The 23,686-nt window shown below is 64.7% G+C and carries 23 protein-coding genes and 2 pseudogenes; 22 read left to right on the plus strand and 3 right to left on the minus strand.

Annotated features, from left to right (window positions below):
- Positions 1–10: 10 nt before the first annotated feature.
- The 3 genes from ACVWYI_RS34810 (at position 11) to ACVWYI_RS34820 (ending at position 2,083) form a co-directional block, all read left to right on the plus strand.
- Complete coding sequence (locus tag ACVWYI_RS34810; RefSeq protein ID WP_247352972.1) at positions 11–703, plus strand: ribonuclease T2; 693 nt, start codon at positions 11–13, stop codon at positions 701–703.
- A 56-nt stretch (positions 704–759) separates the two neighbouring features.
- A complete protein-coding gene (locus tag ACVWYI_RS34815; protein ID WP_456664614.1) occupies positions 760–1,617 on the plus strand; it encodes a 23S rRNA (adenine(2030)-N(6))-methyltransferase RlmJ in 858 nt (285 codons plus the stop codon).
- Between the two features lie 250 nt (positions 1,618–1,867).
- Entirely contained in the window at positions 1,868–2,083 is a 216-nt protein-coding gene (locus ACVWYI_RS34820) for a cold-shock protein (RefSeq protein ID WP_092029496.1), read from the plus strand.
- Between the two features lie 87 nt (positions 2,084–2,170).
- On the opposite strand, the gene ACVWYI_RS34825 is transcribed toward ACVWYI_RS34820, so the two are convergent.
- Positions 2,171–2,794, minus strand: coding sequence for an outer membrane protein (locus tag ACVWYI_RS34825; RefSeq protein WP_247352969.1), 624 nt, complete (start codon positions 2,792–2,794; stop codon positions 2,171–2,173).
- Between the two features lie 251 nt (positions 2,795–3,045).
- On the opposite strand from ACVWYI_RS34825, the gene uvrC reads away from it, so the two are divergent.
- The 9 genes and pseudogenes from uvrC (at position 3,046) to ACVWYI_RS34870 (ending at position 11,865) form a co-directional block, all read left to right on the plus strand.
- Complete coding sequence (gene uvrC / locus ACVWYI_RS34830) at positions 3,046–5,127, plus strand: excinuclease ABC subunit UvrC (protein ID WP_247352967.1); 2,082 nt, start codon at positions 3,046–3,048, stop codon at positions 5,125–5,127.
- 96 nt (positions 5,128–5,223) lie between these two features.
- Positions 5,224–5,842 (plus strand): annotated as a pseudogene (pgsA, locus tag ACVWYI_RS34835) (CDP-diacylglycerol--glycerol-3-phosphate 3-phosphatidyltransferase).
- Positions 5,839–6,090: a molybdopterin converting factor subunit 1 gene (moaD, locus tag ACVWYI_RS34840; RefSeq protein ID WP_247352964.1), complete on the plus strand. Its 252-nt coding sequence runs from the start codon at positions 5,839–5,841 to the stop codon at positions 6,088–6,090. The pseudogene pgsA and the gene moaD overlap by 4 nt, the downstream one beginning before the upstream one ends.
- Positions 6,091–6,093: 3 nt before the next feature.
- Entirely contained in the window at positions 6,094–6,591 is a 498-nt protein-coding gene (locus ACVWYI_RS34845) for a molybdenum cofactor biosynthesis protein MoaE (RefSeq protein ID WP_247352962.1), read from the plus strand.
- On the plus strand, positions 6,591–7,550 hold the full coding sequence (gene prmB / locus ACVWYI_RS34850; protein ID WP_247352960.1) for a 50S ribosomal protein L3 N(5)-glutamine methyltransferase: 960 nt from the start codon (positions 6,591–6,593) through the stop codon (positions 7,548–7,550). Before ACVWYI_RS34845 ends, prmB begins: the two co-directional genes overlap by 1 nt.
- A gap of 89 nt (positions 7,551–7,639) precedes the next feature.
- A complete protein-coding gene (locus ACVWYI_RS34855; protein ID WP_247352959.1) occupies positions 7,640–8,239 on the plus strand; it encodes a phage holin family protein in 600 nt (199 codons plus the stop codon).
- On the plus strand, positions 8,240–9,370 hold the full coding sequence (locus ACVWYI_RS34860; RefSeq protein WP_456664327.1) for a YihY/virulence factor BrkB family protein: 1,131 nt from the start codon (positions 8,240–8,242) through the stop codon (positions 9,368–9,370).
- A gap of 143 nt (positions 9,371–9,513) precedes the next feature.
- Positions 9,514–10,995, plus strand: a complete 1,482-nt coding sequence (locus ACVWYI_RS34865; protein WP_247352957.1) for an EAL domain-containing protein — start codon at positions 9,514–9,516, stop codon at positions 10,993–10,995.
- Between the two features lie 15 nt (positions 10,996–11,010).
- Positions 11,011–11,865: a TIGR01459 family HAD-type hydrolase gene (locus ACVWYI_RS34870; RefSeq protein ID WP_247352956.1), complete on the plus strand. Its 855-nt coding sequence runs from the start codon at positions 11,011–11,013 to the stop codon at positions 11,863–11,865.
- A gap of 117 nt (positions 11,866–11,982) precedes the next feature.
- Here the strand turns inward: ACVWYI_RS34870 and ACVWYI_RS34875 are convergent, their stop codons facing one another.
- Complete coding sequence (locus ACVWYI_RS34875; protein WP_007596883.1) at positions 11,983–12,378, minus strand: response regulator; 396 nt, start codon at positions 12,376–12,378, stop codon at positions 11,983–11,985.
- 226 nt (positions 12,379–12,604) lie between these two features.
- On the opposite strand from ACVWYI_RS34875, the gene ACVWYI_RS34880 reads away from it, so the two are divergent.
- The 7 genes and pseudogenes from ACVWYI_RS34880 to arfB all read left to right on the plus strand — a co-directional run bounded on the left by ACVWYI_RS34880 (position 12,605) and on the right by arfB (position 21,618).
- A complete protein-coding gene (locus ACVWYI_RS34880; RefSeq protein ID WP_456664328.1) occupies positions 12,605–13,576 on the plus strand; it encodes a bifunctional riboflavin kinase/FAD synthetase in 972 nt (323 codons plus the stop codon).
- A 204-nt stretch (positions 13,577–13,780) separates the two neighbouring features.
- Entirely contained in the window at positions 13,781–16,795 is a 3,015-nt protein-coding gene (gene ileS, locus ACVWYI_RS34885) for an isoleucine--tRNA ligase (RefSeq protein WP_456664329.1), read from the plus strand.
- An 11-nt stretch (positions 16,796–16,806) separates the two neighbouring features.
- Complete coding sequence (lspA, locus tag ACVWYI_RS34890; protein WP_354052407.1) at positions 16,807–17,301, plus strand: signal peptidase II; 495 nt, start codon at positions 16,807–16,809, stop codon at positions 17,299–17,301.
- A 97-nt stretch (positions 17,302–17,398) separates the two neighbouring features.
- Entirely contained in the window at positions 17,399–18,127 is a 729-nt protein-coding gene (locus ACVWYI_RS34895) for a hypothetical protein (protein WP_247353091.1), read from the plus strand.
- 205 nt (positions 18,128–18,332) lie between these two features.
- Positions 18,333–19,725, plus strand: a pseudogene (locus tag ACVWYI_RS34900) (M16 family metallopeptidase).
- Positions 19,722–21,086 carry a M16 family metallopeptidase gene (locus ACVWYI_RS34905; protein WP_354052409.1) on the plus strand — a complete coding sequence of 455 codons (1,365 nt, stop codon included), beginning with the start codon at positions 19,722–19,724 and terminating at the stop codon, positions 21,084–21,086. Before ACVWYI_RS34900 ends, ACVWYI_RS34905 begins: the two are co-directional and overlap by 4 nt.
- Positions 21,087–21,201: 115 nt before the next feature.
- Positions 21,202–21,618 (plus strand): alternative ribosome rescue aminoacyl-tRNA hydrolase ArfB, encoded by a 417-nt coding sequence (gene arfB, locus ACVWYI_RS34910; RefSeq protein ID WP_247352946.1) that lies wholly within the window; start codon positions 21,202–21,204, stop codon positions 21,616–21,618.
- 59 nt (positions 21,619–21,677) lie between these two features.
- On the opposite strand, the gene ACVWYI_RS34915 is transcribed toward arfB, so the two are convergent.
- Positions 21,678–22,091, minus strand: a complete 414-nt coding sequence (locus tag ACVWYI_RS34915) for a hypothetical protein (RefSeq protein ID WP_247352944.1) — start codon at positions 22,089–22,091, stop codon at positions 21,678–21,680.
- 200 nt (positions 22,092–22,291) lie between these two features.
- Between ACVWYI_RS34915 and ACVWYI_RS34920 the strand changes: the two genes are divergently transcribed.
- The 3 genes from ACVWYI_RS34920 to ACVWYI_RS34930 are packed head-to-tail and all read left to right on the plus strand — an operon-like array spanning position 22,292 to position 23,668.
- The gene (locus ACVWYI_RS34920) at positions 22,292–22,678 is read left to right on the plus strand and encodes a c-type cytochrome (RefSeq protein WP_456664330.1); all 387 of its coding nucleotides are present in this window, start codon (positions 22,292–22,294) and stop codon (positions 22,676–22,678) included.
- Positions 22,679–23,074 (plus strand): VOC family protein, encoded by a 396-nt coding sequence (locus ACVWYI_RS34925; protein WP_247352940.1) that lies wholly within the window; start codon positions 22,679–22,681, stop codon positions 23,072–23,074.
- Positions 23,075–23,119: 45 nt separating this feature from the next.
- Complete coding sequence (locus tag ACVWYI_RS34930; RefSeq protein WP_354052414.1) at positions 23,120–23,668, plus strand: gluconate 2-dehydrogenase subunit 3 family protein; 549 nt, start codon at positions 23,120–23,122, stop codon at positions 23,666–23,668.
- Positions 23,669–23,686 lie beyond the last annotated feature (18 nt).

Raw genomic sequence — 23,686 nt, forward strand, 5'->3', positions numbered from 1 at the left:
GGGGGTCGCCATGTTTCATTCCAGATTGCATTCGTTCTCCCGCCTGATGATCTCGCTGACGCTTGCGGCCGGGCTGGCTGCGCTGGCCGGCGGCGCGAAGGCCGAGGACAAGCGGCAGAACGCGCCCGGCGAATTCGATTTTTATGTGCTGTCGCTGTCGTGGTCGCCCTCCTTCTGCGAGGAGGCGGCAGAGCGCGGCGGCCGCTCGCAGATCCAGTGCAGCGGACGGCCCTACTCTTTCGTGGTGCATGGTCTGTGGCCGCAATATGAGAACGGTTTTCCGGAATATTGCCAGCGGCCGTCGCCGCGGCTGAATCGCAGCATCGTCTCCTCGATGCTCGATCTGATGCCGGCGCCGGGGCTGATTTTCAACGAGTGGGACAAGCACGGCACCTGCTCGGGGCTCGCCGACCGCAGCTATTTCGAAACGATCCGAAAGGCGCGCGCCGCGATCAAGATTCCGGCCGAATATCTCGATCTATCGCAGGCCAAGACCGTGGCGCCGGCTGAGGTGGAGGAGGCCTTCATCAAGGCCAATCCGGGCCTCGGCAACGCCGCCGTCTCGATCACGTGCAACCGGACGCGGCTGTCCGAAGTCCGCATCTGCCTCAGCAAGGACCTGCAATTCCGCGCCTGCGAGGAGATCGACCGCCGCGCCTGCCGCCGCGACCAGGTGACGATGCCGCCGATCAGGGGTGGGTAGCCCCGGCGTCGTGCCTCTTTGCTCAAGCCGTCACGTGGCGTAGTGCTCTTGCATGAATTACCCGCCACGCCTTTCACGCCGGAAGCTTCGCTGACGTCATCAAGCACATCGTGCTGGCGCGCATCGTCACCTATCTCCAGGACAAGCCGGGCGCCTTCCGCGTCATCGACACCCATGCGGGCGCCGGCCTCTACGATCTCGAAAGCGACGAGGCCCGCCGCGGCGGCGAGTGGCTGACGGGCATCGCCCGGCTGATGCAGGCGCGTTTCTCGAACGACACCATCGCGCTGACCAAGCCCTATCTCGATATTGTCCGCGCCTACAATCCGAAGGGCGAGCTCAAGGCTTATCCGGGCTCGCCGCTGATTGCGCGCGCCCTGATGCGGCCGCAGGACCGCCTCGTCGCCTGCGAACTCGAGCCGAAGGCGCGGAAAGCGCTGATCGGCGTGCTGCGCCACGACGAGCAGGCCCGCGTGGTCGATCTCGACGGCTGGATGGCGCTGCCGGCTTTCGTGCCGCCGAAGGAACGGCGCGGGCTCGTGCTGATCGACCCCCCGTTCGAGGCAAAGGACGAGTTCGACAAGCTGGGCGAGGCCTTCTCGGCGGCTTTCGCGAAATGGCCGACTGGTATCTATGTAATCTGGTATCCCGCCAAGAGCCGGCGCGCCACCGACGCACTGGTGCAATCAGTGGCGCGCCTCGCAGCCGCAGCAAAGCCGCCGGGAAATTGCCTGCGCCTCGAATTCAGTGTGTCGCCGCAAGCCGACGGCGCAACTCTCACCTCCACCGGGCTCTTGATCGTCAATCCGCCTTACACGCTGCAGGGCGAGCTCAAGACGATCCTGCCCGAGCTGGAAATGCCGCTCGGCCAGGGTGGCGCTGCCAGATTCCGATTAGAGGTGCCGAGGCCCTAACACTCCGGCATTCTTGGGAAAAATATGCAAGAGCCGTAGTCAATCTGCAAAGAACCGTATTATGCTGTTTCCGTGACTGGCTTTACGTTCCGCTTCCGCGAATGGTTGCGGCGGAGTGAAGGCCTAAGAAAGATCCAGTCGGACCGAATGGTCTGCCCAAGGATGGCCAGCTCCCGGGCTTCGTAAGGCCCGGTCATGTCGTGACGTGCGTCTGCGTCGCGACGGAGGAGCAATGAGGGGGAGTTTCCCGATGGCCATGACGGGAACGGTCAAGTTTTTCAACGGCGAGCGCGGCTACGGATTCATCAAACCGGACGACGGCGGCCGCGACGTCTTCGTGCACATTACTGCCGTGGAGCGGGCCGGATTAAAGGACCTTGCCGAAGGACAGCGTATTACTTTCGAAGTCGAACCGGACAAGAAGGGGAAGGGGCCGAAGGCGGTCGATTTAGTCATCCTTTCCTAGCGAGTCCCACGCGAAAACACCGGCCCCAAAAAAATCCCGGCCGCGAGCGGCCGGGAGGCTGTAGTCCGGTATTTTCTTCTTTGGGTATCAGAAGTGATAGTTCACGCCTGCGCGCACAACGCTGGCGCTATAGCCGTTTGACACGCCTGTAATCGCGAACTGACTCGTCGACAGATCAATGTAGAGATATTCGAGCTTGGCGCTCCAGTTCGGCGCGAACCCAACTTCCGCGCCGGCACCGATGGTCCAGCCGGCGCTGGTGTGCGACTCCGTCCAGCCGAACGTCTGCGCGCGCAGCTCGCCGAAGGCGAGGCCCGCGGTGCCGTAGACCAGCACGTTGCTGAAGGCATAGCCGGCGCGGCCGCGCAGGGTGCCGAACCACGGATTGGAGAACTTCCACGGCGCGAAGGTGTCGTCGGCACCCGTGGCCTGGATGTCGCCCTCGACGCCGAACACCCACGGGCCGTTCTGGAAATTGTAGCCGGCCTGAACACCGCCGACGAAGCCGGAGGGCTTTGCGGGATTGTTGTTCACCGAGCCCCATTCGTAGCCGAGATTGCCGCCGAGATACGGGCCCGCCCAGCTATAGCCGTTGAGCGGCTGATTGACCGTGTAGGGCGCACGCTGCCCGTAATTGAGATCGGCCGCCTTTGCCGAAGCCGTCCAGCCGGCTGCAACCAACGCAGCTGCGCCCACAACGAGCCTCTTCATCACACACTCCAACGCAACTGCCGTCACCGGGTGCGATGCCTGCGCCGCCGCGCGAGGCAAAACCGCATGGTTACGGAACCAAGACCTTTTCGTGTAAGATTTATCGAGAGTTTTAAGTTAAAGGCCTGTTAAGTCGGGTTACCGCGCTGTTAACAGGCTTAAGCAAGCGTTACCGGGAACTGCGCCGCCATTCTGTGCGTGCCGCACGGCCGGAACTTCAAATCAGCACCCCAAGCGCCTAAATTCGCTCCATGGTTCACGATTCCACCGACGATCCGGACGACATGCACGCGCGTAAACCCGTGCACGGCAACGTGCCGGACGTCCCGCCCCAGGAAACGGAAACGGCGCCCCCGGACCTCGATCCCGCGACCGCAAGCGGTGACGACGAGGACGATGCACGGCTGCCGGATATCCCGGAAGAGAGCGGCACGGTCGGCGAAGAGCCGCTGGCGACCGGCCATGAGGCGATCGAGCGCGCGGTTCGCCTCGCCCCCACCTCGCCCGGCGTCTACCGCATGCTTAGTGCGAATGCCGACGTGCTCTATGTCGGCAAGGCCAAGAACGTCAAAAAGCGCCTGTCGAATTATGCGCGTCAGAGTGCGCCGCTGCCGGCGCGCATCCTGCGCATGATCGCCGCCACCGTTACCGTGGAAATCATCTCGACCAACACCGAGACCGAAGCGCTGCTGCTGGAAGCCAACCTCATCAAGCAGCTTCGGCCGCGCTTCAACGTGCAGCTGCGCGACGACAAGTCGTTTCCCTATATTCTGATCACCGGCGACCATTGGGCGCCGCAGATCCTGAAGCACCGCGGCGCGCAGACCCGTCCCGGTCGCTATTTCGGCCCGTTCGCCTCCGCCGGCGCCGTCAACCGCACCATCACCGCGCTTCAGCGCGCGTTCCTGGTCCGCTCCTGCACGGATTCCTTCTTCGAGAGCCGCAGCAGGCCCTGCCTGCTCTACCAGATCCGCCGCTGCGCCGGCCCCTGCACCCGCGAGATCGACTTCCCCGGCTACACGACGCTGGTGCGCGAGGCGACCGACTTCCTCTCGGGCAAGAGCCAGGCGGTGAAGCAGGAGCTCGCTGGCGAGATGGAGAAGGCTTCCGGCGAGCTCGAATTCGAGAGCGCCGCGCTCTACCGCGACCGCCTCGCCGCGCTCTCTGCGATCCAGTCGCAGCAGGGCATCAATCCGCGCACGGTGGAAGAAGCCGACGTGTTCGCCATCCACCAGGAGGGCGGCTTCTCCTGCGTCGAGGTGTTCTTCTTCCGCACCGGGCAGAACTGGGGCAACCGCGCCTATTTTCCGCGCGCGGAGAAGACGTATACGCCGGAGGAAGTGCTCGGCTCCTTCCTCGCCCAATTCTACGACGACAAGCCGCCGCCGAGGAATATCCTGCTCTCGCACGAGATCGAGGAGAGCGAGCTGCTCGCCAGCGCACTGGCGATCAAGGCCGGCCGCAAGGTCGAGGTTTCCACGCCGAAGCGCGGCGAGAAGAAGGAGCTCGTCGCCCACGCGCTCACCAACGCGCGCGAGGCGCTGGGCCGCAAGCTCGCGGACACCGCGACGCAGAGCCGCCTGCTCGACGCCATGGCCACGACGCTGAGCCTGCCGCATTCGCCGAAGCGGATCGAGGTCTACGACAACAGCCACATCCAGGGCACCAACGCGGTCGGCGCCATGATCGTCGCCGGCCCGGACGGTTTTGTGAAAAACCAGTACCGCAAGTTCAACATCAAGTCGGAAGGGCTCACGCCCGGCGACGATTACGGGATGATGCGCGAGGTGCTCGAACGCCGCTTCAAGCGCCTGATCAATCCACCCGAGGACAGTGCGGCCAGGGAAAACGACAAGGCCAAGGACGATGATTTCCCCCAATGGCCCGATCTCGTGATCATCGACGGCGGCCGCGGCCAGCTCAACGCCGTCCGGGAGATCTTTACGAATCTCGGCCTGACCCAGGTGGCGCTGATGTCGGTGGCCAAGGGGCCGGACCGGGATGCCGGCCGCGAGACCCTGTTCATGCCGGAGCGCGAGGCGATCAAGCTGGAGCCACGCGACCCCGTGCTCTATTTCATCCAGCGGCTGCGGGACGAGGCGCATCGCTTCGTCATCGGTTCGCACCGCAAGCTGCGCAAGAAGGACATCCGCGAGGCCGGTTTGCAGGAGATTGCGGGCATCGGTCCGTCACGCAAACGTGCCTTGCTGCATCATTTCGGAACCCTGAAGGAGATCGAACGGGCCTCGATCGCCGATCTCGGCAAGGTTCCGGGGGTGAGCGCCGAAAGCGCCCGCAAGATTTTCGACTATTTCCACCCCCAGCCGGGGTGATCTAAAGGGGCCGCGGTCATATGGTCGTCGCATCTCGCACCCCATTTGGGGAGCGGACCGGTTGACCTTCAGGCTGCAGCGGTATTGGTAGGACGGATGAACATCGCCACGACACGAGGGACGACCAGCCGCGCGATTGTCCCTCCCGAACCTTCTGACCTACGGCCGGATCGCTGCGATCCCGGTCGTGGTCGGGTGCATTTACGCGCAGTCGATCGTGGACGGCCCTCTGTGGCTGCGCTGGGTTGCGGTCGCCATTTTCATCGCGGCCGCGGTCACGGACTATCTCGACGGCTATTACGCGCGGATATGGAATCAGCAATCGGCATTCGGCCGAATGCTCGATCCGATCGCCGACAAGCTGCTGGTCGCCTCGTGCCTCCTCATGCTGGCCGCCGACGGCATCATCCACGGCTGGTCGCTGTGGGCCGCCATCGTGATCCTGTGCCGCGAGATCCTGGTCTCGGGCCTGCGCGAGTACCTCGCCGCGCTGCGCGTCAGCGTGCCTGTGACCAAGCTTGCGAAGTGGAAGACAACCGTTCAGCTCATCGCCATCGGCTTCCTACTGGCTGGTCCGGCCGGCGATGAGGTGATACCCATGGTCTCGATGGTCGGACTGGTCCTGCTCTGGGCCTCGGCAATCCTCACCATGTACACCGGCTACGACTATTTCCGCGCCGGCATCCATCACCTCATCAAGGAGGATGAGGGATGAAGGTGAAGTACTTCGCCTGGGTGCGCGAGCGCGTCGGCAAGGCCGAGGAGACGATCGAACCGCCTGCGACCGTACGCACCGTGGAAGAGCTGATCGCCTGGCTATCCGGCCAAAGCGAAGCCTACGCCTACGCGTTCGAGAAGCCGAAGGTGATCCGCACCGCGATCGACCATACCCACGTCAAGCCGGACGCCGCGATCGCGGGCGCCCGTGAGATCGCGTTCTTCCCGCCGATGACCGGCGGCTAGGCCATGACCTCTCCCGTCACCGCCTCTCCCGTCACCGCGTGCCCCGTCACCATCCGTATCCAGCAGGACGATTTCGACATCGCGCGCGAGATTGCGGTCCTGACCGGGAGCCGCACCGACATCGGCGCGGTCGTGAGCTTCTCCGGCATCTGCCGCGGCGACGAGGACAGTGCAAAGATCGCCGCGCTCACGCTCGAGCATTATCCTGGTATGGCGGAGGAAGAGATCAGGCGTCACGCCGACGAGGCCACCGCGCGCTGGCCGCTCGACGGGGTCACTGTGATCCATCGCGTCGGCCGGTTCATGCCCGGCCAGAACATCGTGCTGGTGCTGACCGCCTCGCAGCACCGCCAGGCGGCGTTCCAGGCAGCCGAGTTCCTGATGGATTATCTCAAGACCAACGCGCCGTTCTGGAAGAAGGAAGAGAGCGCCACCGGCACCGGCTGGGTCGAGGCCCAGGCCCGCGACGACGAAGCCGCCGCACGCTGGACCCGACCCTGATGGCAACAACATCCAAAAAGACCATGCGCGGTCGCGCCGCGCCAAAGCTCGCGAAAGTGGGCCGCGGCGAGCTTGTCGCGCTGATCGATTTCGTCCGCTATGCGGTGAGCCGCTTCAACGAGGCCAAGCTCGCCTTTGCGCATGGCACGACCGATCCGGTCGCGGAAGCGGCCTTCCTGGTCTGTGAAGCCCTGCATCTGCATCCCGAACAGTTCGAGATTTTTGCCAACGCGCGCGTCACGGCCGCCGAGGGCAAGATCATCATCGATCTCATCCATCAGCGCGTCACCACGCGCAAACCGGCCGCCTATCTCGTCAACAAGATCTACATGCGCGGCCTGCCCTTCTATGTCGACGAGCGCGTCATCGTTCCCCGCTCCTTCATCGGCGAGCTGCTGGATTCGCATTTCGGCGGCGACGGCGAAGCCGGCTCGCTGATCGACGATCGCGCCGCCGTCGAGCACGTGCTCGATCTCTGCACAGGGTCGGGATGCCTCGCTATTCTCGCCGCGCATCATTTCCCGAACGCCACGATAGACGCCGTCGATATCTCGAAGGGCGCGGTCGAAGTCGCCCGCCGAAATGTCGGCGAATACGGGCTCGATGACCGGATCAGCCTGCATCGCGGCGACCTGTTCGCCCCGCTCGGCGACACCAGATACGACCTGATCATCACCAACCCGCCTTATGTCGACGCCGAAGGCATGGCGGCGCTGCCGCCGGAGTGCCGGGCCGAGCCGAAGCTCGCCTTCGACGGCGGTGCCGACGGTCTCGACGTGGTGCGCAGGATCCTGCGCGAGGCGCCCGAACACCTGACGCCGGATGGCGGGCTGATCTGCGAGATCGGCCGCGGCCGCGAGCTGGTCGACGAGGCCTTCCCGGAGCTGCCGCTGCTCTGGCTCGACACCGAGGATTCCGAGGGCGAGGTGTTCTGGATCGCGGCAGCCGATCTCGGCTGATCCGTCACGACCGGCAGACCTCGTCGGAACAAGTCAAATACCGCCACGTTCATCCCCGGACGAATGTCTCGCTCTCGGAGGATATCCGCATGCTCGCGCCATCGGGCGAATTGCTGCGCGCCGGCGTCGCGCTCAAGCTCAACCATCTCAAGCGCGCCGCCCGGTCCTATGCCCGTGACCGGAGCAATCAAGCCACAGGGCGCATGACGTCGTACGCGGTTGCGGCCGGACTGCTCGCGGTTGCCGGCTTGTTCGTCGTTGCAGCCTTCTTCGTCGGCCTGATCGCGCTGTACCGCTGGGTTGCAATCCATTACGGACAATTCTGGGGGTTCGGCGCCGTCGGCGGCGTGCTGTTGGTGCTGGCCGGCGCCTGCGCCGGCGTGGCCATGGCTCAGATGAAGCGCAAGACCAAGCCGATCGTGCCGCTCGCCAGCCGCCTGCGCGCGGCTATCGCCACCCCGCGCATCCCGCGCGGAACGGTAAAGCAGGCGGTGAAAGAGGTCGCGACGACAATTCCCCTGGTGCCGCTCGCGCCGGGCGAACGCGGCCACGAACGAGGACATGGCGGCAGCACATGGCCGGTTCGATCCAACCGGCCCGTGCAACTCGGGCTGATGCTCGCGGCTGTCGGGCTGGTAGGGCTCACGGCAGCGCGTCGGCGGCGTCACGGCCACGGAGCGGACAGCTAGATGCGTGTGCGGCGCACCGAGCAACTCGACAGCTGGCTGCTGGTGGCAGCCACGACCGTGTTTGTGCTCACCGCAGAACGGTATTTCCAGGATTCCGGCCTGATCCGGCCGAGACCTCCGCAAGACCATCGCAACAGCGAGGCGAATTCGCCGGAAACGAGCCCGACAGGCGCAGCCACGCAGCCCGGCCATGGCCGCCGCTCGAAAAGCCCGTTCGCGATCCCCTGGGCTGGCTGGAAAGACATCTTCTGGCGCACCTATCAGCGCGTCGGCGACGATCGCCTGCTCGCGACCGCCGGCGGCGTCGTTTTCTTCGGGCTGCTCGCGATCTTTCCGGCCGTCACAGCTCTGGTTTCATTCTATGGCCTGTTCGCCGATCCCTCGACGATCAGTTCCAACCTGCATTCGCTCGCGATGATGCTGCCCGAGGGTGCGTTCCAGATCGTCGAGGACCAGGTGGCGCGCGTCGTGTCGAACGGCGGTGCGACGCTTGGTGTCACTTTCCTGTTTGGCCTCGTGCTCGCGATCTGGAGCGCCAATGCTGGCGTCAAAGCCATCTTCGACGCCCTCAACGTCGCTTATGAAGAGCGCGAAAAGCGCAGCTTCATCCGGCTTAACGCGGTCTCGCTGGCCTTCACGGTCGGTGGCATCGTTGCCCTGCTGCTGATGGTGGGCGCCGTCGTCGCCTTCCCGCTCGCGCTCAATCATCTCGGCATGGCGCCCGAAAGCAAGCTGATCGTGGCGCTGGCGCGATGGCCGGTGCTGTTCGTCATTCTCCTTGCGGCGCTCGCCGTCCTCTACCGTTTCGCGCCCAGCCGCGATGCGCCGCGCTGGCAATGGCTGAGCCTCGGCGCGGTGACGGCCGCGATCCTCTGGATCGCCGGCTCGGCGCTGCTGTCCTGGTATCTCTCGGAATTCGCCAACTACAATGCGACCTACGGCTCGCTCGGCGCTGCGATCGGCTTGATGACGTGGATGTGGATGTCGGCCATCGTCATCATGTTCGGGGCCGAGCTGAACTCGGAGGTCGAACGGCAGACCCTGCACGACACGACCACCGGGCCGCCCAAGCCGCTTGGCACCCGTCAGGCCGTCTCGGCCGACACGGTCGGCGCTGCGGCGCCGTCCTGACTCTGCAGGAGGGCCGCTATCCCCTCGAATCAACAATGATGCTAACGTCATGCTCGCTTGGGGGAGCATAGGGCGTGACGGGTTCGAAACGCCACCCGTGTTTTCCCGGTCAGGCAGTCAGCTCTTGAGGCGTAACGCGCGGCATGATTCGTATTTCGACGATCTTCATCGCCATCTGCATGGTTCTGGTCGCGGCCTCGCTCGGCCTTGTGCTGTACGCGGTCGCCGGCATCAGCGGAACCGAATCCGCGATCGTGGCGCTGACGGCGCTGACCTTCCTGATCCTCTACAATGCAGTGTCGATGCGGCTGCGCGACCGCAGCGACGTCGGCGGCCAGATCGCCGACCTTTCGCGCGGCACCGCCGACCTCGCCCGCCAGGTGGCCGAGTACGGCCGCCGGCTTGCCACGATCGAAGGACGCATCGCCTCCTCCAATTCGACCAACTCCGACCGCATCCAATCGGTGGTTGGCGAGATCAACGAGCTCGGCGGATTGGTCAGGCAGCTCGCCACCACCGTGTCGGCTCATGAGGATCTGATGGCCGGCAACGCGCCGCCTCCGGCTCCCGCTCCGGTCGCGAGGCTGGAGCCGGAGGGGCCGCTCGACCTGATGGCTCCGTTCGACGAGGAGCGGCCGGCTGCCCCTCCCCCAGTTTCCGCGCCGCCGCCACGACCGGCACCACCGGCGATCCAGACCCAGACCGCCAATCCGGTTCAGACGGCGAACGGCCGCAACCAGACCCAATTGCTGGCGACGCTGCGCAACGCGATCGACGAGAACCGCATCGACATCTTCCTCCAGCCGATGGTGACGCTGCCGCAGCGCAAGGTCCGCTTCTACGAAGCCGTGACGCGCCTGCGCGACGAGCGTGACCAGCTGATCGCGGCCGAGGAGTTCATCAGCCTCGCGGAGGCCTCCGGCCTGATCGGGCGCATCGACAACATGGTGATGCTGCGCTGTGTGCAGGTGCTGCGGCGGCTGATGGTCCGCAACAAGGATGTCGGCGTGTTCTGCAACGTCGCGGCTTCCACGCTCGGCAATTCCACGACCTTCGCGCAATACCTCGACTTCCTCGAAGCCAATCGGGCGCTGGCGCCCTCGCTGGTGCTGGAATTCAAGCAATCGACCTTCCGCAATCTCGGCCCGGCCGAGACTGAGAACCTCGCTGCGCTCGCCCAGCGTGGCTTCCGTTTCTCGATCGACCATGTCACGGATTTGCGCATCGAGCCGCGCGAGCTCGCTGACCGCGGCGTACGCTTCATCAAGGTGCCGGCGTCCCTGCTGCTCGACCCCAAACAGGCGTCGGCCTCGGACATCCACCCCTCGGACCTCTCGGATCTGCTCGGCCGCTTCGGCATCGACCTAATCGCCGAGCGGATCGAGGGCGAGCGCGCCGTGATCGACCTGCTCGACTACGACGTGCGGTTCGGCCAGGGGTTTTTGTTCGCGCCGCCCCGACCATTGCGGCCGGAGGGGGCATCTGCTACCGCCGGGGCCCCGTCGAACCAGGCACAGGACACTCAGGAATCGAATGGCTCCGGCACACCCAGCTCAGGCGCGACATCAGCTGCGCCTCCGCCACAGCGCGTCACCGGCAACGCGGCGCTTGCGCGCCGCATCTGATCGGCCGCACGCATCATGACGACGCTGCATTTCGCCAAGAGCCTGCGCGAACTCGTGGGTGGCGTGGACGTCGTGCTCAGCGACATCTGGGGCGTGGTCCATAACGGCCTCGAATCCTTCCCCGAAGCCTGCGAGGCGCTGCACACCTATCGCAGCCACGGCGGCACGGTGATCCTGATCACCAACGCGCCGCGGCCGGCCGACTCCGTGCAGCGGCAATTGCGCAAGCTCGGCGTCGCCGACGAGACCTATGACGCGATCGTCTCATCGGGCGACCTGACGCGGCTCTATGTCGCCGACCATCCCGGCCGCAAGATGTTCTGGCTCGGGCCTGAGCGCGATAACTCGATCTATCGCGGCCTCGACGCGGTGCTCGCACCGCTGGAAGAGGCCGACTACATCGTCTGCACCGGCCTCTATGACGACGAGACCGAGACGGCCGAAGACTATCGCGGCATGATGCTGAAGGCGCGCGAGCGCAAGCTGACGCTGATCTGCGCCAACCCCGACATCGTGGTGGAGAAGGGCGACCGGTTGATCTATTGCGCCGGCGCGATCGCGGAGCTCTATCGCGAGCTCGGCGGCGAAGTGCTCTTCTACGGCAAGCCGCACCGGCCGATCTACGAGCGCGCGATGGCGCTGGCCGGCGAACGCCAGGGTCACCAGATCGACCGCAAGAAGGTACTCGCGATCGGGGATTCCGTGCGCACCGACCTTACCGGCGCGCGCGAATTCGGCATCGATTGCCTGTTCGTGACCCGCGGCATCCATGCCGAGGAGTTCGAGGGTCTCGACCAGCTCGACCCGGCTTCGGTGCTGGAATTGTTCGGCCATCCGCCGAAGGCGCTGATGCGCGAACTGAAGTGGTAACGAGCTGATCGTCATTCCGGGGTGATGTGAGCATCGAACCCCGAATGACAAATCCAGCACAGAAAGCCCGGGACGATGCCCGGGCCTTCCGAATTCGATGATGGCTTCGATTGCGCCTTACGCGCTCGCCATGTCCGGGAAGACCGCCTCGATCTTGGTCTTCAGCGTCGCCGCGTTGAACGGCTTGACGATGTAGTTGTTCACGCCGGCCTTCTTGGCCGCGATCACGTTCTCGGTCTTCGATTCGGCCGTGATCATGATGAAGGGCGTGGTGGCGAGATTCGGATCCGCTCGCACTTCGCGCAGCAGATCGTAACCAGTCATTGGCTCCATGTTCCAGTCGGAAATCACGAGCCCGTACTTCTTGCCGCGCATCTTGTTCAGCGCTGCCGAACCGTCGCTGGCATCATCAATATTCTCGAAGCCAAGCTGCTTCAGGAGGTTCCTGATGATACGGATCATGGTGCTGTAGTCATCAACCACCAGAACCGACATCGACAAATCAACCGCCATCTCGACTCCCCCAACGCAAACCCAGGAATATTACGATCGGACCTGCCAGACCGGAGCCGGCGGTTCCACGCTCAAGGACTAACACCGAGGCGTTAAACAGCGCGTTAACCGGGGAGGCCGCCGTTGAACGGAAATCGCATTCGATGCGGCCGCCCCTCCCGCTTGACTTCATCCGGCCCGTCGCGCCACGGTCCCGGCCGGTCCCGCCGGCTCGAGAATTCCCCTGATGGCTCCGCATTTTACCGTTATCCGCGACACCACGCCGGACTCCGCTATTGCGAGGGGCGCCGTGGTCGCCATGGGCAATTTCGACGGCGTTCATCTCGGCCATCGCGCCGTGATCGCTGCGGCCCTGGAAATGGGCCGGACGCATGGCCGCCCTGCGCTGGCATTGACCTTTGAGCCGCATCCGCGCCGGTTTTTCAGCCCCAACACCCCGCAATTCCGCCTCACGGATGAGCGGGCCAAGTTGCGGCTTCTGGCCGGCACCGGACTTGCCGGCGCCGTTGTCATGACCTTCGACAAGTCCCGCGCCGGGACCAGCGCGCAAGACTTCATTCACCATGACCTGATCGGGCGCCTGGGCATCGGCGGAATCGCCGTCGGCTACGATTTTCATTTCGGCAAGGGTCGCGTCGGCTCGCCGAGCCTCCTCGTCAACGAGGCGCCCCGGCTCGGTATCGAGGTCGACGTGCAGCCGCATGTCGATATCGACGAGCGGCCGGTCTCCTCCAGCGCGATCCGGATCGCACTCGCCGAAGGTCAGCTCGACGAGGCCACCACCATGCTGGGCGCACCCTGGTTCATCACCGGCGAAGTCATCCACGGCGAGAAGCGTGGCCGCGATCTCGGCTATCCCACCGCCAACATCAGGCTCGACGCGAATTGCAGCCTGAAGCACGGGATCTATGCGGTGCGGGTCGGTCGCGGCGCCGAGCGGCTGGATGGGGTGGCAAGCTTCGGCCGCCGCCCGACGTTTGATAATGGCGCCCCGCTGCTGGAAATCTTCCTGTTCGACTTCAAGGGCGACCTTTACGGGCAGGCGCTGGATTGCGCTTTCGTCGGCTTCATCCGTGAGGAGCTGAAATTCGACGACCTGGACGCCTTGATCCGCCAGATGGACGACGATTCCGCCCGTGCCCGCGCCATCCTGGCAGCCGCCCCTGACGCATTTCCGAGGCTTGGAGCGATTGACTGAGGTCCCAAAGCCGGCCTGCCGGGCCTTTGCGCTTCCCCGGCCCGGCTGCTATGGAGGGCCCCATGTTTGCGCGGCGCATCATCGGGATTAGCGGCCCGGCTTCCGCCTGAGCCTTCGGCTCGGCGCAAGACCGGGATGTTGTCGTTTCACCCCGCGATTCCGCATCGCCATCCGTTCCCGCGCACTTCCGAGCCAGTCAGCCCCATGTCCGATAAGCCGCAAAAGTCCGACACCCAAAAGTCCGACGCCAAAGACTATTCCAAGACCCTGTTCCTGCCGCAGACCGAATTCCCGATGCGCGCCGGCCTGCCGCAGCGCGAGCCGGAGATCCTCAAGCGCTGGTACGAGATGGGCCTCTACGAGAAGCTGCGCGAGAGCGCCAAGGGCCGCGACAAGTTCGTGCTGCATGACGGCCCGCCCTATGCCAATGGCAACATCCATATCGGCACGTCGCTGAACAAGATCCTGAAGGATCTCGTCACCAAGAGCCAGCAGATGCTCGGCTTCGATTCCAACTACGTGCCGGGCTGGGACTGCCACGGTCTGCCGATCGAGTGGAAAGTCGAGGAGGAGCATTATCGCAAGAAGGGCAAGCAGAAGCCCGACTTCCGCGACAGTGCCGCGATGATCGATTTCCGCAAAGAGTGCCGCGCTTACGCGACGCACTGGCTCGGCGTGCAGCGCGAGGAATTCAAGCGCCTCGGCGTGATCGGCGACTGGGACCATCCCTACGCCACCATGAGCTATCCGGCCGAGGCCCAGATCGCGCGCGAGTTGATGAAGTTTGCCGCCAACGGCACGCTCTATCGCGGCTCCAAGCCGGTGATGTGGAGCGTGGTCGAGAAGACCGCGCTCGCCGAAGCCGAGGTCGAGTACGAGGACTACACGTCCGATACGGTGTGGGTAAAATTCCCGGTCACCTCGCCCGCGCATGGTGCGCTCGCCTCCGCCAGCGTCGTGATCTGGACCACGACCCCGTGGACGCTGCCGGGCAATCGCGCCATCTCGTTCTCGCCGAAGATCGCCTATGGCCTCTTTGAGGTCACGGACGCCCCTGGCGACAACTGGGCCAAGACGGGCGATCTCCTGATCCTTGCGGACGCGCTCGCCGAAGAAGTGTTCAAGCAGGCGCGCGTGACCGCCTACAAGAAGGTCCGCGACATCCCCGGCGATACCATCGACGCGATCGAATGCGCCCACCCGCTGAAGGGTCTTGCCGACAGCTACGAATTCATCGTGCCGCTTTTGCCAGGCGATCACGTCACCGACGACACCGGCACCGGCTTCGTGCATACGGCTCCCGGCCATGGTCGCGAGGACTTCGACGCCTGGACGGCGCAGGCACGCGATCTCGATGCGCGCGGCATCAACACCGCAATCCCCTACACCGTCGACGAGAACGGCGCCTATACCGATCATGCCCCGGGCTTTACCGGCAAGCGCGTCATCAACGACAAGGGCGAGAAGGGCGAGGCCAACGAGGCCGTCATCAAGGCGCTCGTCGAAAGAGGCATGCTGCTGGCACGCGGCCGGCTGAAGCACCAATATCCGCATTCCTGGCGCTCCAAGAAGCCGGTAATCTTCCGCAACACGCCGCAATGGTTCATCGCGATGGACAAGGATATCGCGGCAGGCGGCAAGACCAAGTCCGGCGACACGTTGCGCGCCCGCGCGCTGCACGCGATCTCGGTGACGCAATGGGTGCCGCCATCCGGCGAGAACCGCATCAACGGCATGATCGAGTCGCGGCCCGACTGGGTGATCTCGCGCCAGCGCGCCTGGGGCGTGCCGATCGCCGTGTTCGTGCGCGAGAAGGGCGACGGCTCGGCCGAGATCCTTCAGGACGAGGCCGTCAATACGCGCATCGGCGAAGCCTTCGAGAAGGAAGGCGCAGACGCCTGGTACGCGAAAGGCGCGCGCGAGCGCTTCCTTGGGCCGCACGCGAACGAGGACTGGCAGAAGGTCGACGACATTCTCGACGTCTGGTTCGATTCCGGCTCGACTCACGCCTTCGTGCTCGAAGACCCCGTGCACTTCCCCGGCCTCGCCGGCATCAAGCGCAAGGTCGACGGCGGCAAAGATACCGTGATGTATCTTGAGGGCTCGGACCAGCATCGCGGCTGGTTCCACTCCTCGCTGCTGGAGAGCTGCGGCACGCGCGGTCGCGCGCCTTACGATATCGTGCTGACCCACGGCTTTACCCAGGACGAGCACGGCCGCAAGATGGCGAAGTCGCTCGGCAACACCATCGCGCCGCAGACCGTCATCAAAGAATCCGGCGCCGACATTCTGCGGCTCTGGGTCGCCGCCTGCGACTACACCGACGACCAGCGCATCGGCCCCGAGATCCTGAAGAACACGGTCGAGACCTATCGCAAGCTGCGCAACACCGTGCGCTGGATGCTCGGCACGCTGCATCATTACAAGCCGGCCGACGCGGTCGCGGCCGCCGAGATGCCGGAGCTCGAACGGCTGATGCTGCACGAACTCGCGGTCCGTGCTGCCGTCGTCCGCAAGGCCTATCAGGAGTTCGACTACAAGACCGTGGTCGCGACCCTGTCCGCCTTCCTGAACAGCGAGCTCTCGGCGTTCTATTTCGACATCCGCAAGGACACGCTCTATTGCGATCCGCCGTCCTCGCCGACGCGCAAGGCGGCGCTGACCACGATCGACCTGCTGTGTCACGCGATCCTGAAATGGCTGGCGCCGGTGTTGAGCTTCACCGCGGAGGAAGCCTGGCGGATGTACAGGCCCGATGCCGAACCCTCGGTGCACCTGACACAGTTTCCCCACGACCTCGAAAGCTTGCGCAACGACAAGCTCGCCGCGAAATGGGAGATCATCCGCAACGTCCGCCGCGTCGTCACCGGCGCGCTGGAGCTCGAGCGCGCCGCCAAGAACATCGGCTCGTCGCTGGAGGCCTCGCCGGTGATCTATGTCGCCGACCGTGACATGCTGGCGACGCTGTTCGACACCGACCTCGCCGAAATCTGCATCACCTCGAACTACGAGGTGCGCGAGGGCGAGGCGCCAGCGTCTGCGTTCCGGCTCGATGCCGTGCCCGGCGTCGCCGTCGTGGTGGAGAAAGCGGTCGGCACCAAATGCGCCCGTTCCTGGAAGATTTCGCCGACGGTGGGTGAAGATCCCGAATACCCCGACGTCACCCCGCGCGATGCTAGGGCGCTGCGCGAATGGAAGGCGCTGGGGGTGGGGGTCTGATCCCCGCGGCCATGACCCCGCTCCGCGCCGGCATCCTCACGGCCTTGCTCACGCTCGTGGCCGACCAGGCCTCAAAGCTCTGGCTGCTCAACGTGTTCGACCTCGCCCGTCGCGGCGCGGTGAGCGTGACGCCGTTCTTCGACCTGGTGCTGGCCTGGAACATCGGCATCAGCTTCGGCTGGCTCCAGAACGACGGTCAGGCGGCGCAGCTGGCGCTGATGGCTGTCAAAGTCATTGCGGTGGTCGCGCTGGGGGTCTGGATGGCCCGCTCGCACACCCTGCTGGCAACCATCGCACTCGGCCTGATCATCGGCGGTGCCATCGGCAATGGCATCGACCGCTTCGCCTATGGCGCGGTGGTCGATTTCGCCCTGTTCCACATCGAGATCGGCGGAAATACCTATAATTGGTACGTGTTCAACCTCGCCGACGTGGCCATCGTTGTCGGCGTGGCGGCGCTATTGTATGATTCCTTCCTGGGGGTACCCGCCGCAAAAGCGCCCTGATCCCGGCCGATACGGACCGGCAGGCGGAACCTTGCTTTTGCGGGGGGTTATGCCGCGCGAGAGCGGCAAACTGGCACATTTTGGAACAGGTACAGTGATGCGCAGCTCGAAGACCAGCGGTTCGATGGTTCGAGACCCCAAGCAGGGGTTCTGGCGGGCACTGAAATTGTCCGCTGTTGCCCTCGGCATCGGTCTCGCCATGTCGGCAGGCGCGGCCCGCGCCGGTGACGGCGATGATGCCGATGACGACGACATGACCTTCGAAGAGAAGCTCATCGACAATCTGATGTCCGGCATCGGCGCCAAGAGCATGGAAAAGCCCGGCATTGAATACCGCGAGCGCTCGCCGCTGGTGGTGCCGCCCAAGCTCGACCTGCCGCCGCCCGCGACCCAGACCCAGAATGCGCCGAACTGGCCCAAGGATCCCGAGGAGAAGCGCCGCAAGGAAGCGATCGCCGCGCGGAAGAAGGCCACCAAGGCGACGGAGAACTGGCAGGCCGCCCAGCCGCTGACCCCCGCAGAGATGAAGGCCGGCCAGACGGCCGCTCCCGAGCGCACGAGCAACGATCCCATTCAGCCGGGCGCCAACAGCAACCCGTCGCTCAGCCCCGCCGAACTCGGTTTTACCGGCGGGTTGTGGAATATGATGAAGGGCGGCAAGAGCGCCGAGAACAAGCAGTTCACCACCGAGCCGCCGCGCTCGTCGCTGGTCGAGCCGCCGCCGGGATACCAGACGCCGTCACCGAACTACGCCTATGGCGCCGGCGAGGACAAATCGCGGCGGACCTATTTCGACATCATGACGGGCAAGGACAAGGTACAATAGCGCCCCTCACCCGCCGCGACGTCCTGACAGGCGCGAACCCGGCACCGGCGGCTGATGCACGCCGGACGCGGTCTATAAATTGCTAATCAGTAACTTGCCTACGAGTTGCGTTCTCTGCTTCGTGACGCGAAGCCTCAGCCGCACGGTGTAGCATGCCGTGCCTCCGAGCCGGGCATCCGGGCTCGGCCTTTCACCAGGGATCATGATGTCAGCAAACCGATCGGTTGCCTGCCTCCTTGCCGCGCTGCTTTCGACCAGTGTCCTCTCAGCCAGCGCCGCGTTCGCCCAGACCACGGTGACATCGGCTCCGCCCGCCAGCTTCACGCTCGGTAACGGGATGCAGGTCGTGGTGATTCCGGACCACCGCACGCCCGTCGTCACGGAGATGATCTGGTACAAGGTCGGCTCCGCAGACGAGACGCCGGGCAAGTCCGGGCTCGCGCACTTCCTCGAGCACCTGATGTTCAAGGGCACCTCGAAGCATCCGGTCGGCGAATTCTCCCAGACCGTGCTCCGCGTCGGCGGCAACGAGAACGCCTCGACCTCGGTCGACTACACCAACTACTACCAGCGCGTGCCGCGCGAGCAGTTGCCGACCATGATGGAGTTCGAGGCCGACCGCATGACCGGCCTGATTCCTCAAGGACGAGAACGTGCTGCCTGAGCGCGACGTCGTGCTCGAAGAGTACAACATGCGCGTCGCCAACAGCCCCGACGCGCGCCTCAACGAGCAGATCATGGCCGCGCTCTATCTCAACCATCCCTATGGCCGTCCGGTGATCGGCTGGCACCAGGAGATCGAGAAGCTCAATCGCGAAGACGCACTTGCCTTCTACCGTCGTTTCTACGCGCCGAACAACGCGATCCTGGTGATCGCCGGCGACGTCGACGCCGCCGACATCCGTCCGTTGGTCGAGCGCAATTTCGGTTCCATCCCGGCGCAGCCCGCGATCCCGGCGCAACGCATCCGCCCGCAGGAGCCGGAGCCCGCGGCACCGCGCACCGTCACGCTGTCCGACCCGCGCGTCGAGCAGCCGGGCTTGCGGCGCTATTACCTGGTGCCCTCGGCGACCACGGCTGCAGCCGGCGAAAGCGCGGCCCTCGACGTGCTGGCGCAGCTGATGGGCAGCGGCAGCAACTCCTATCTCTACCGCGCGCTGGTGGTCGACAAGCCGCTCGCGGTCTCCGCCAGCGCCAGCTATTCGAGCATCTCGCTCGACCCGACCCAGTTCGCGATCTCGGCTTCGCCGAAATCCGGCGTCAGCTTCGCCGAAGTCGAGCAGGTGGTCGACGGCGTCATTGCCGACATCGCCCAGAACCCGGTTCGCGCCGAGGATCTGGAGCGCGTGAAGACCCAGCTCATCGCGGAGGCGATCTACGCCCAGGACAACCAGGCTGTTCTGGCGCGCTGGTATGGCGGCGCGCTGACCACGGGCCTGTCGATTGAGGACATCCGGAGCTGGCCCGACCGCATCCGCGCCGTCACCGCCGAGCAGGTCCGCACCGTCGCGCAGAAATGGCTCGAGAAGAAGCGCTCGGTGACGGGCTATCTGATCAAGGACACCGCGACCACCAAGCGCGAGGAGAAGCGTTCGTGACCTATCCCTTCCTTCGACGCGTCGCATTCTCCCTCGTCACCGGCGCGGCACTCGCGCTCGCTGCGGTGTCGCCGTCGCAGGCGGCTGCAAAGATCCAGCATTTGACCTCGCCGGGCGGCATCGAAGCCTGGTTCGTGCAGGATGCGACCGTGCCGCTGATCGCCATGGAATATTCCTTCGCCGGCGGCTCGACCCAGGATCCCAAGGACAAGTCGGGCCTCGCCAATCTGGTCGGCGATCTCCTCGACGAAGGCTCCGGCGATCTCGACTCCAAGACCTTCCATGAGCGGCTCGACCGCCGCGCCATCGAGCTCTCCTTCAGCGCCACGCGCGACACATTCCGCGGCAGCCTGCGCATGCTGCGCGACAACAAGGACGAGGCCTTCGACCTGCTGCGGAGCGCGCTGACCTCGCCGCATTTCGAAACCGCCGATGTCGAACGCATCCGCTCGCAGGTGGTCTCGGGCCTGCGCCGCGAGACCACCAACCCGACCTCGCTGGCGAGCCGCAAATTCCTGGAGGTCGCCTTCGGCGAGCATCCTTACGGCCGGCAGTCCAACGGCAATCTCGACAGTGTCCCGACAATCACGATCGCCGACATGAAGGATTATGTCGGCCGCGTACTCGCCAAGGACACGCTGAAGATCGCGGTGGTTGGCGACGTCGATCCAGCCACGCTCGGCAAGCTGCTCGACCACACGTTTGGCAGCCTGCCCGCCAAGGCCAATCTCGTGCCGATCCCCGACGTCGAAGCCGCCAGGCCGCCGCAACGCGCCTTCGTGACGCTCGACGTTCCCCAGACCGTGATCACCTTCGGCGGCCCCGGGGTGAAGCGCAGCGATCCGAACTTCATGGCGGCCTACGTCGTCAACCACATTCTCGGCGGCGGCGGGCTGTCCTCGCGGCTTTATCGCGAGGTGCGCGAGAAGCGCGGGCTGGCCTATTCGGTGTTCGAATCGCTGCTCTGGATGGAGCATTCGGCGGTCTTCATCGGCAATACCGGTACCCGTGCCGACCGTGCCGGCGACACCATCGACGCCATCGAGAAGGAAGTGCGCCGGATCGCCGAGGAGGGCCCGACGCAGAAGGAACTCGACGAGGCCAAATCCTATCTCAAGGGCTCACAGATGCTGGCGCTCGACACCTCCTCGAAGCTCGCGCAGGCGCTGCTGCAATATCAGCAGGACAAGCTGCCGATCGACTATATCGAGAAGCGCAACGGCGTCGTCGATGCGGTGACCCTGGACGACGCCAAGGCAGCCGCCAAGCGCCTCTGGGGCCAGGGGCTTCTGACCGTCGTCGTCGGCCGCGCTTCGCAGGCCGCGGCGCAACCGGCCGCAGCGGCCCCGAAGTCGAACTGACTTCCGCGACGTCGCTTGGAATGGCCGGGTTCGCCCGGCCATTTGCGTTTCGGATGAGCGCCATTGCCGAACGTAGACGTCCGCGATATGTCCGGACATCACGAATGGTGCCACCATGCTGCGGATATCCCGCGATCTCGTCATCGACGAGGACGACATCGAGATCGGCTTTGTCCGCGCCTCCGGCCCGGGCGGGCAGAACGTCAACAAGGTCGCGACCTCGGCGCAATTGCGCTTCGATACCCGGAAGCTGACGCTGCCGGAGGATGCCGCGTTGCGCCTCGCACGGCTCGCAGGGCAGCGCATGACCAAGGACGGCGTCATCGTGATCCAGGCCCAACGCTTCCGCACCCAGGAGCGCAACCGCCAGGACGCCATCGACCGCCTTACGGAGATGCTCGGCGAAGCCATGGTCCGGCCGAAGCCGCGGCGCGCGACAAAGCCGACCTTTGGCTCCAAGCAGCGCCGGCTCGAGGGCAAGAAGCGCCGCAGCGACATCAAGTCGAAGCGCGGCGGACACTTCGACGACTAGCTAGCGCAGAAAACTCCGGCCGCAGGGCGACCGGAGTTCTGCCGTCAGACCCGGCCGGGTTAGTAACGCTTGGATGGGGCAGCACCGCCCGTCGTGGGATCGTCGGCGGTCCCCTTATGCGCAGCGCTGCCGGTGGTACCGGCCGTGCCTCTGGTGCCTTTGGTCGACTTCATGCCGGTCTTCTCGCCCGCTGCGCCCGGCTGAGCACTCATCTCCTCATCGCCACTGCCCATCGTGCCGCCTTGCATGGGTTTGCTTTGCACGGTGCCGCCTGTCTTGGCGGATGGCGCGCCTTGCGCGAGAACGGGCGTCGCAATGAGAGCCGACAGAGCGCATGCGATCATCGAGGTCTTCACCAACTTCATCCATTTCTCCTGGATTTTTTTGCAATGAATGGCTCGGCCGTTCCCGACACCGCTTGCCAGCACCGGTCCATTGCATCGCGTAAAGAAATCAAGCGGCGCATTGGTCATGCAATCCGCATCATGTGGTAATCGTTTAGGGATTTGACGGCGGTTTCGCGGAATTGTGCTCCGCATATTAGGCAGTGCGGAACACACGCGGCCGTGAGCATCTCCGCTCGCGGCGAAACAGCCCGCTACTACCACCGCATGTTTGGCCGCGCCTAGAGTTTGCGCACGCTGAATTGACGTGGACGGGCGGGCTTTTGACGATGCGCGCGATCGTGCTGGGATTGTGCACCGCGATGGTGCTGGTGATGCGGGTGGCCGAGGCGCAAATGCCTTTGCCGACCGCAAAGCCGCCGGATGGCGCAACACTGTTCAAGCAGCACTGCGCGGTGTGCCACACCTTGAGCTTGTCAGAACCGATGCGGCAGGGCCCACCACTGGTGAAGATCGTGGGCCGCCCCGCCGGCAAGGCCGAAGGCTTTAAATACTCAGAGGCGCTGTCGAAAGCCGACTTCGCCTGGGACGAGACCAGGCTCGACGCTTGGCTGACCGATCCGCAAGCCGTCGTTCCCGGCGTGACCATGGTCTACCGGCAGGCGAAGCCAGAGACGCGCGCTGCCGTTATCGCTTATCTGAAGGAGCAGAACTGAATGGCGAAGCCCGTTCATTCCATGATCCGCGTGCTCGACGAGGCGCGCTCGCTCGACTTCTACAGACGCGCCTTCGGCCTGGAGATCGCCGACCATCTGAAATTTTCGGATTTTGCCCTGATCTATCTGCGTCACCCCTCCTCACCCTTCGAAGTGGAGCTGACGGTGAACTCTGATCGAGAGGAGCCGTACCAGCTCGGCGACGGCTATGGACATCTCGCCGTGGTGGTCGAGGATCTCGATGCCGAACATTCCCGCTTCGAGCGTGAAAAGCTCGCACCGGGTCCGCTGCGCGACTTCAAGCACGACGGCAAAACGCTGGCGCGCTTCTTCTTCGTCAGTGACCCTGACGGCTACAAGATCGAGGTGATCCAGCGCGGCGGACGGTTCAACTGATCAAACTACAAAAATTAAAATCACAAAAATCGAAGGAGGAATGCCATGAGAGAAGTCGATCGTCGAAGCAAGCACAGCCGCCGCATCTTTCTCAAGGGCGCCGCGGCCGCCGTTCCGGTCGCGGCAGTCGCGACCAGCGTCGCCGTCAGCATCGATGGCGCCTGGGCCGATGACGCAAGCGCGCTTTCGCCTGCGACGATGAAGACACTGCTGAAGGTCGCGCGCGATATCTATCCACACGACGCCCTCGGCGACAGCTACTACATCACCGCGATCAAGCCGTGGGACGGCAAGGCGGCGAAAGACGCGTCCGTCAAGGTGCTGATCAGCGACGGCATCACCAGGCTCGATCAGAACGCGCGTGATCGCCACAAGGCGCCCTATGCCGAAGTGCCCTGGGAAGCCGACCGCGTGGTGCTCTTGAAGGAGATCGAGCAGAGCGACTTCTTCCAGAAGGTGCGCGGCGACCTCATCGTCTCTCTCTACAACCAGAAGGAGGTCTGGCCGCGGTTCGGCTACGAGGGTTCCTCCGCCGAGCACGGCGGTTACATCAACCGCGGCTTCGCCGATATCGACTGGCTGCCGAAGGCTTAAGGCCACCCAACGGTTCAG

Source organism: Bradyrhizobium sp. LB13.1, from assembly GCF_054056815.1.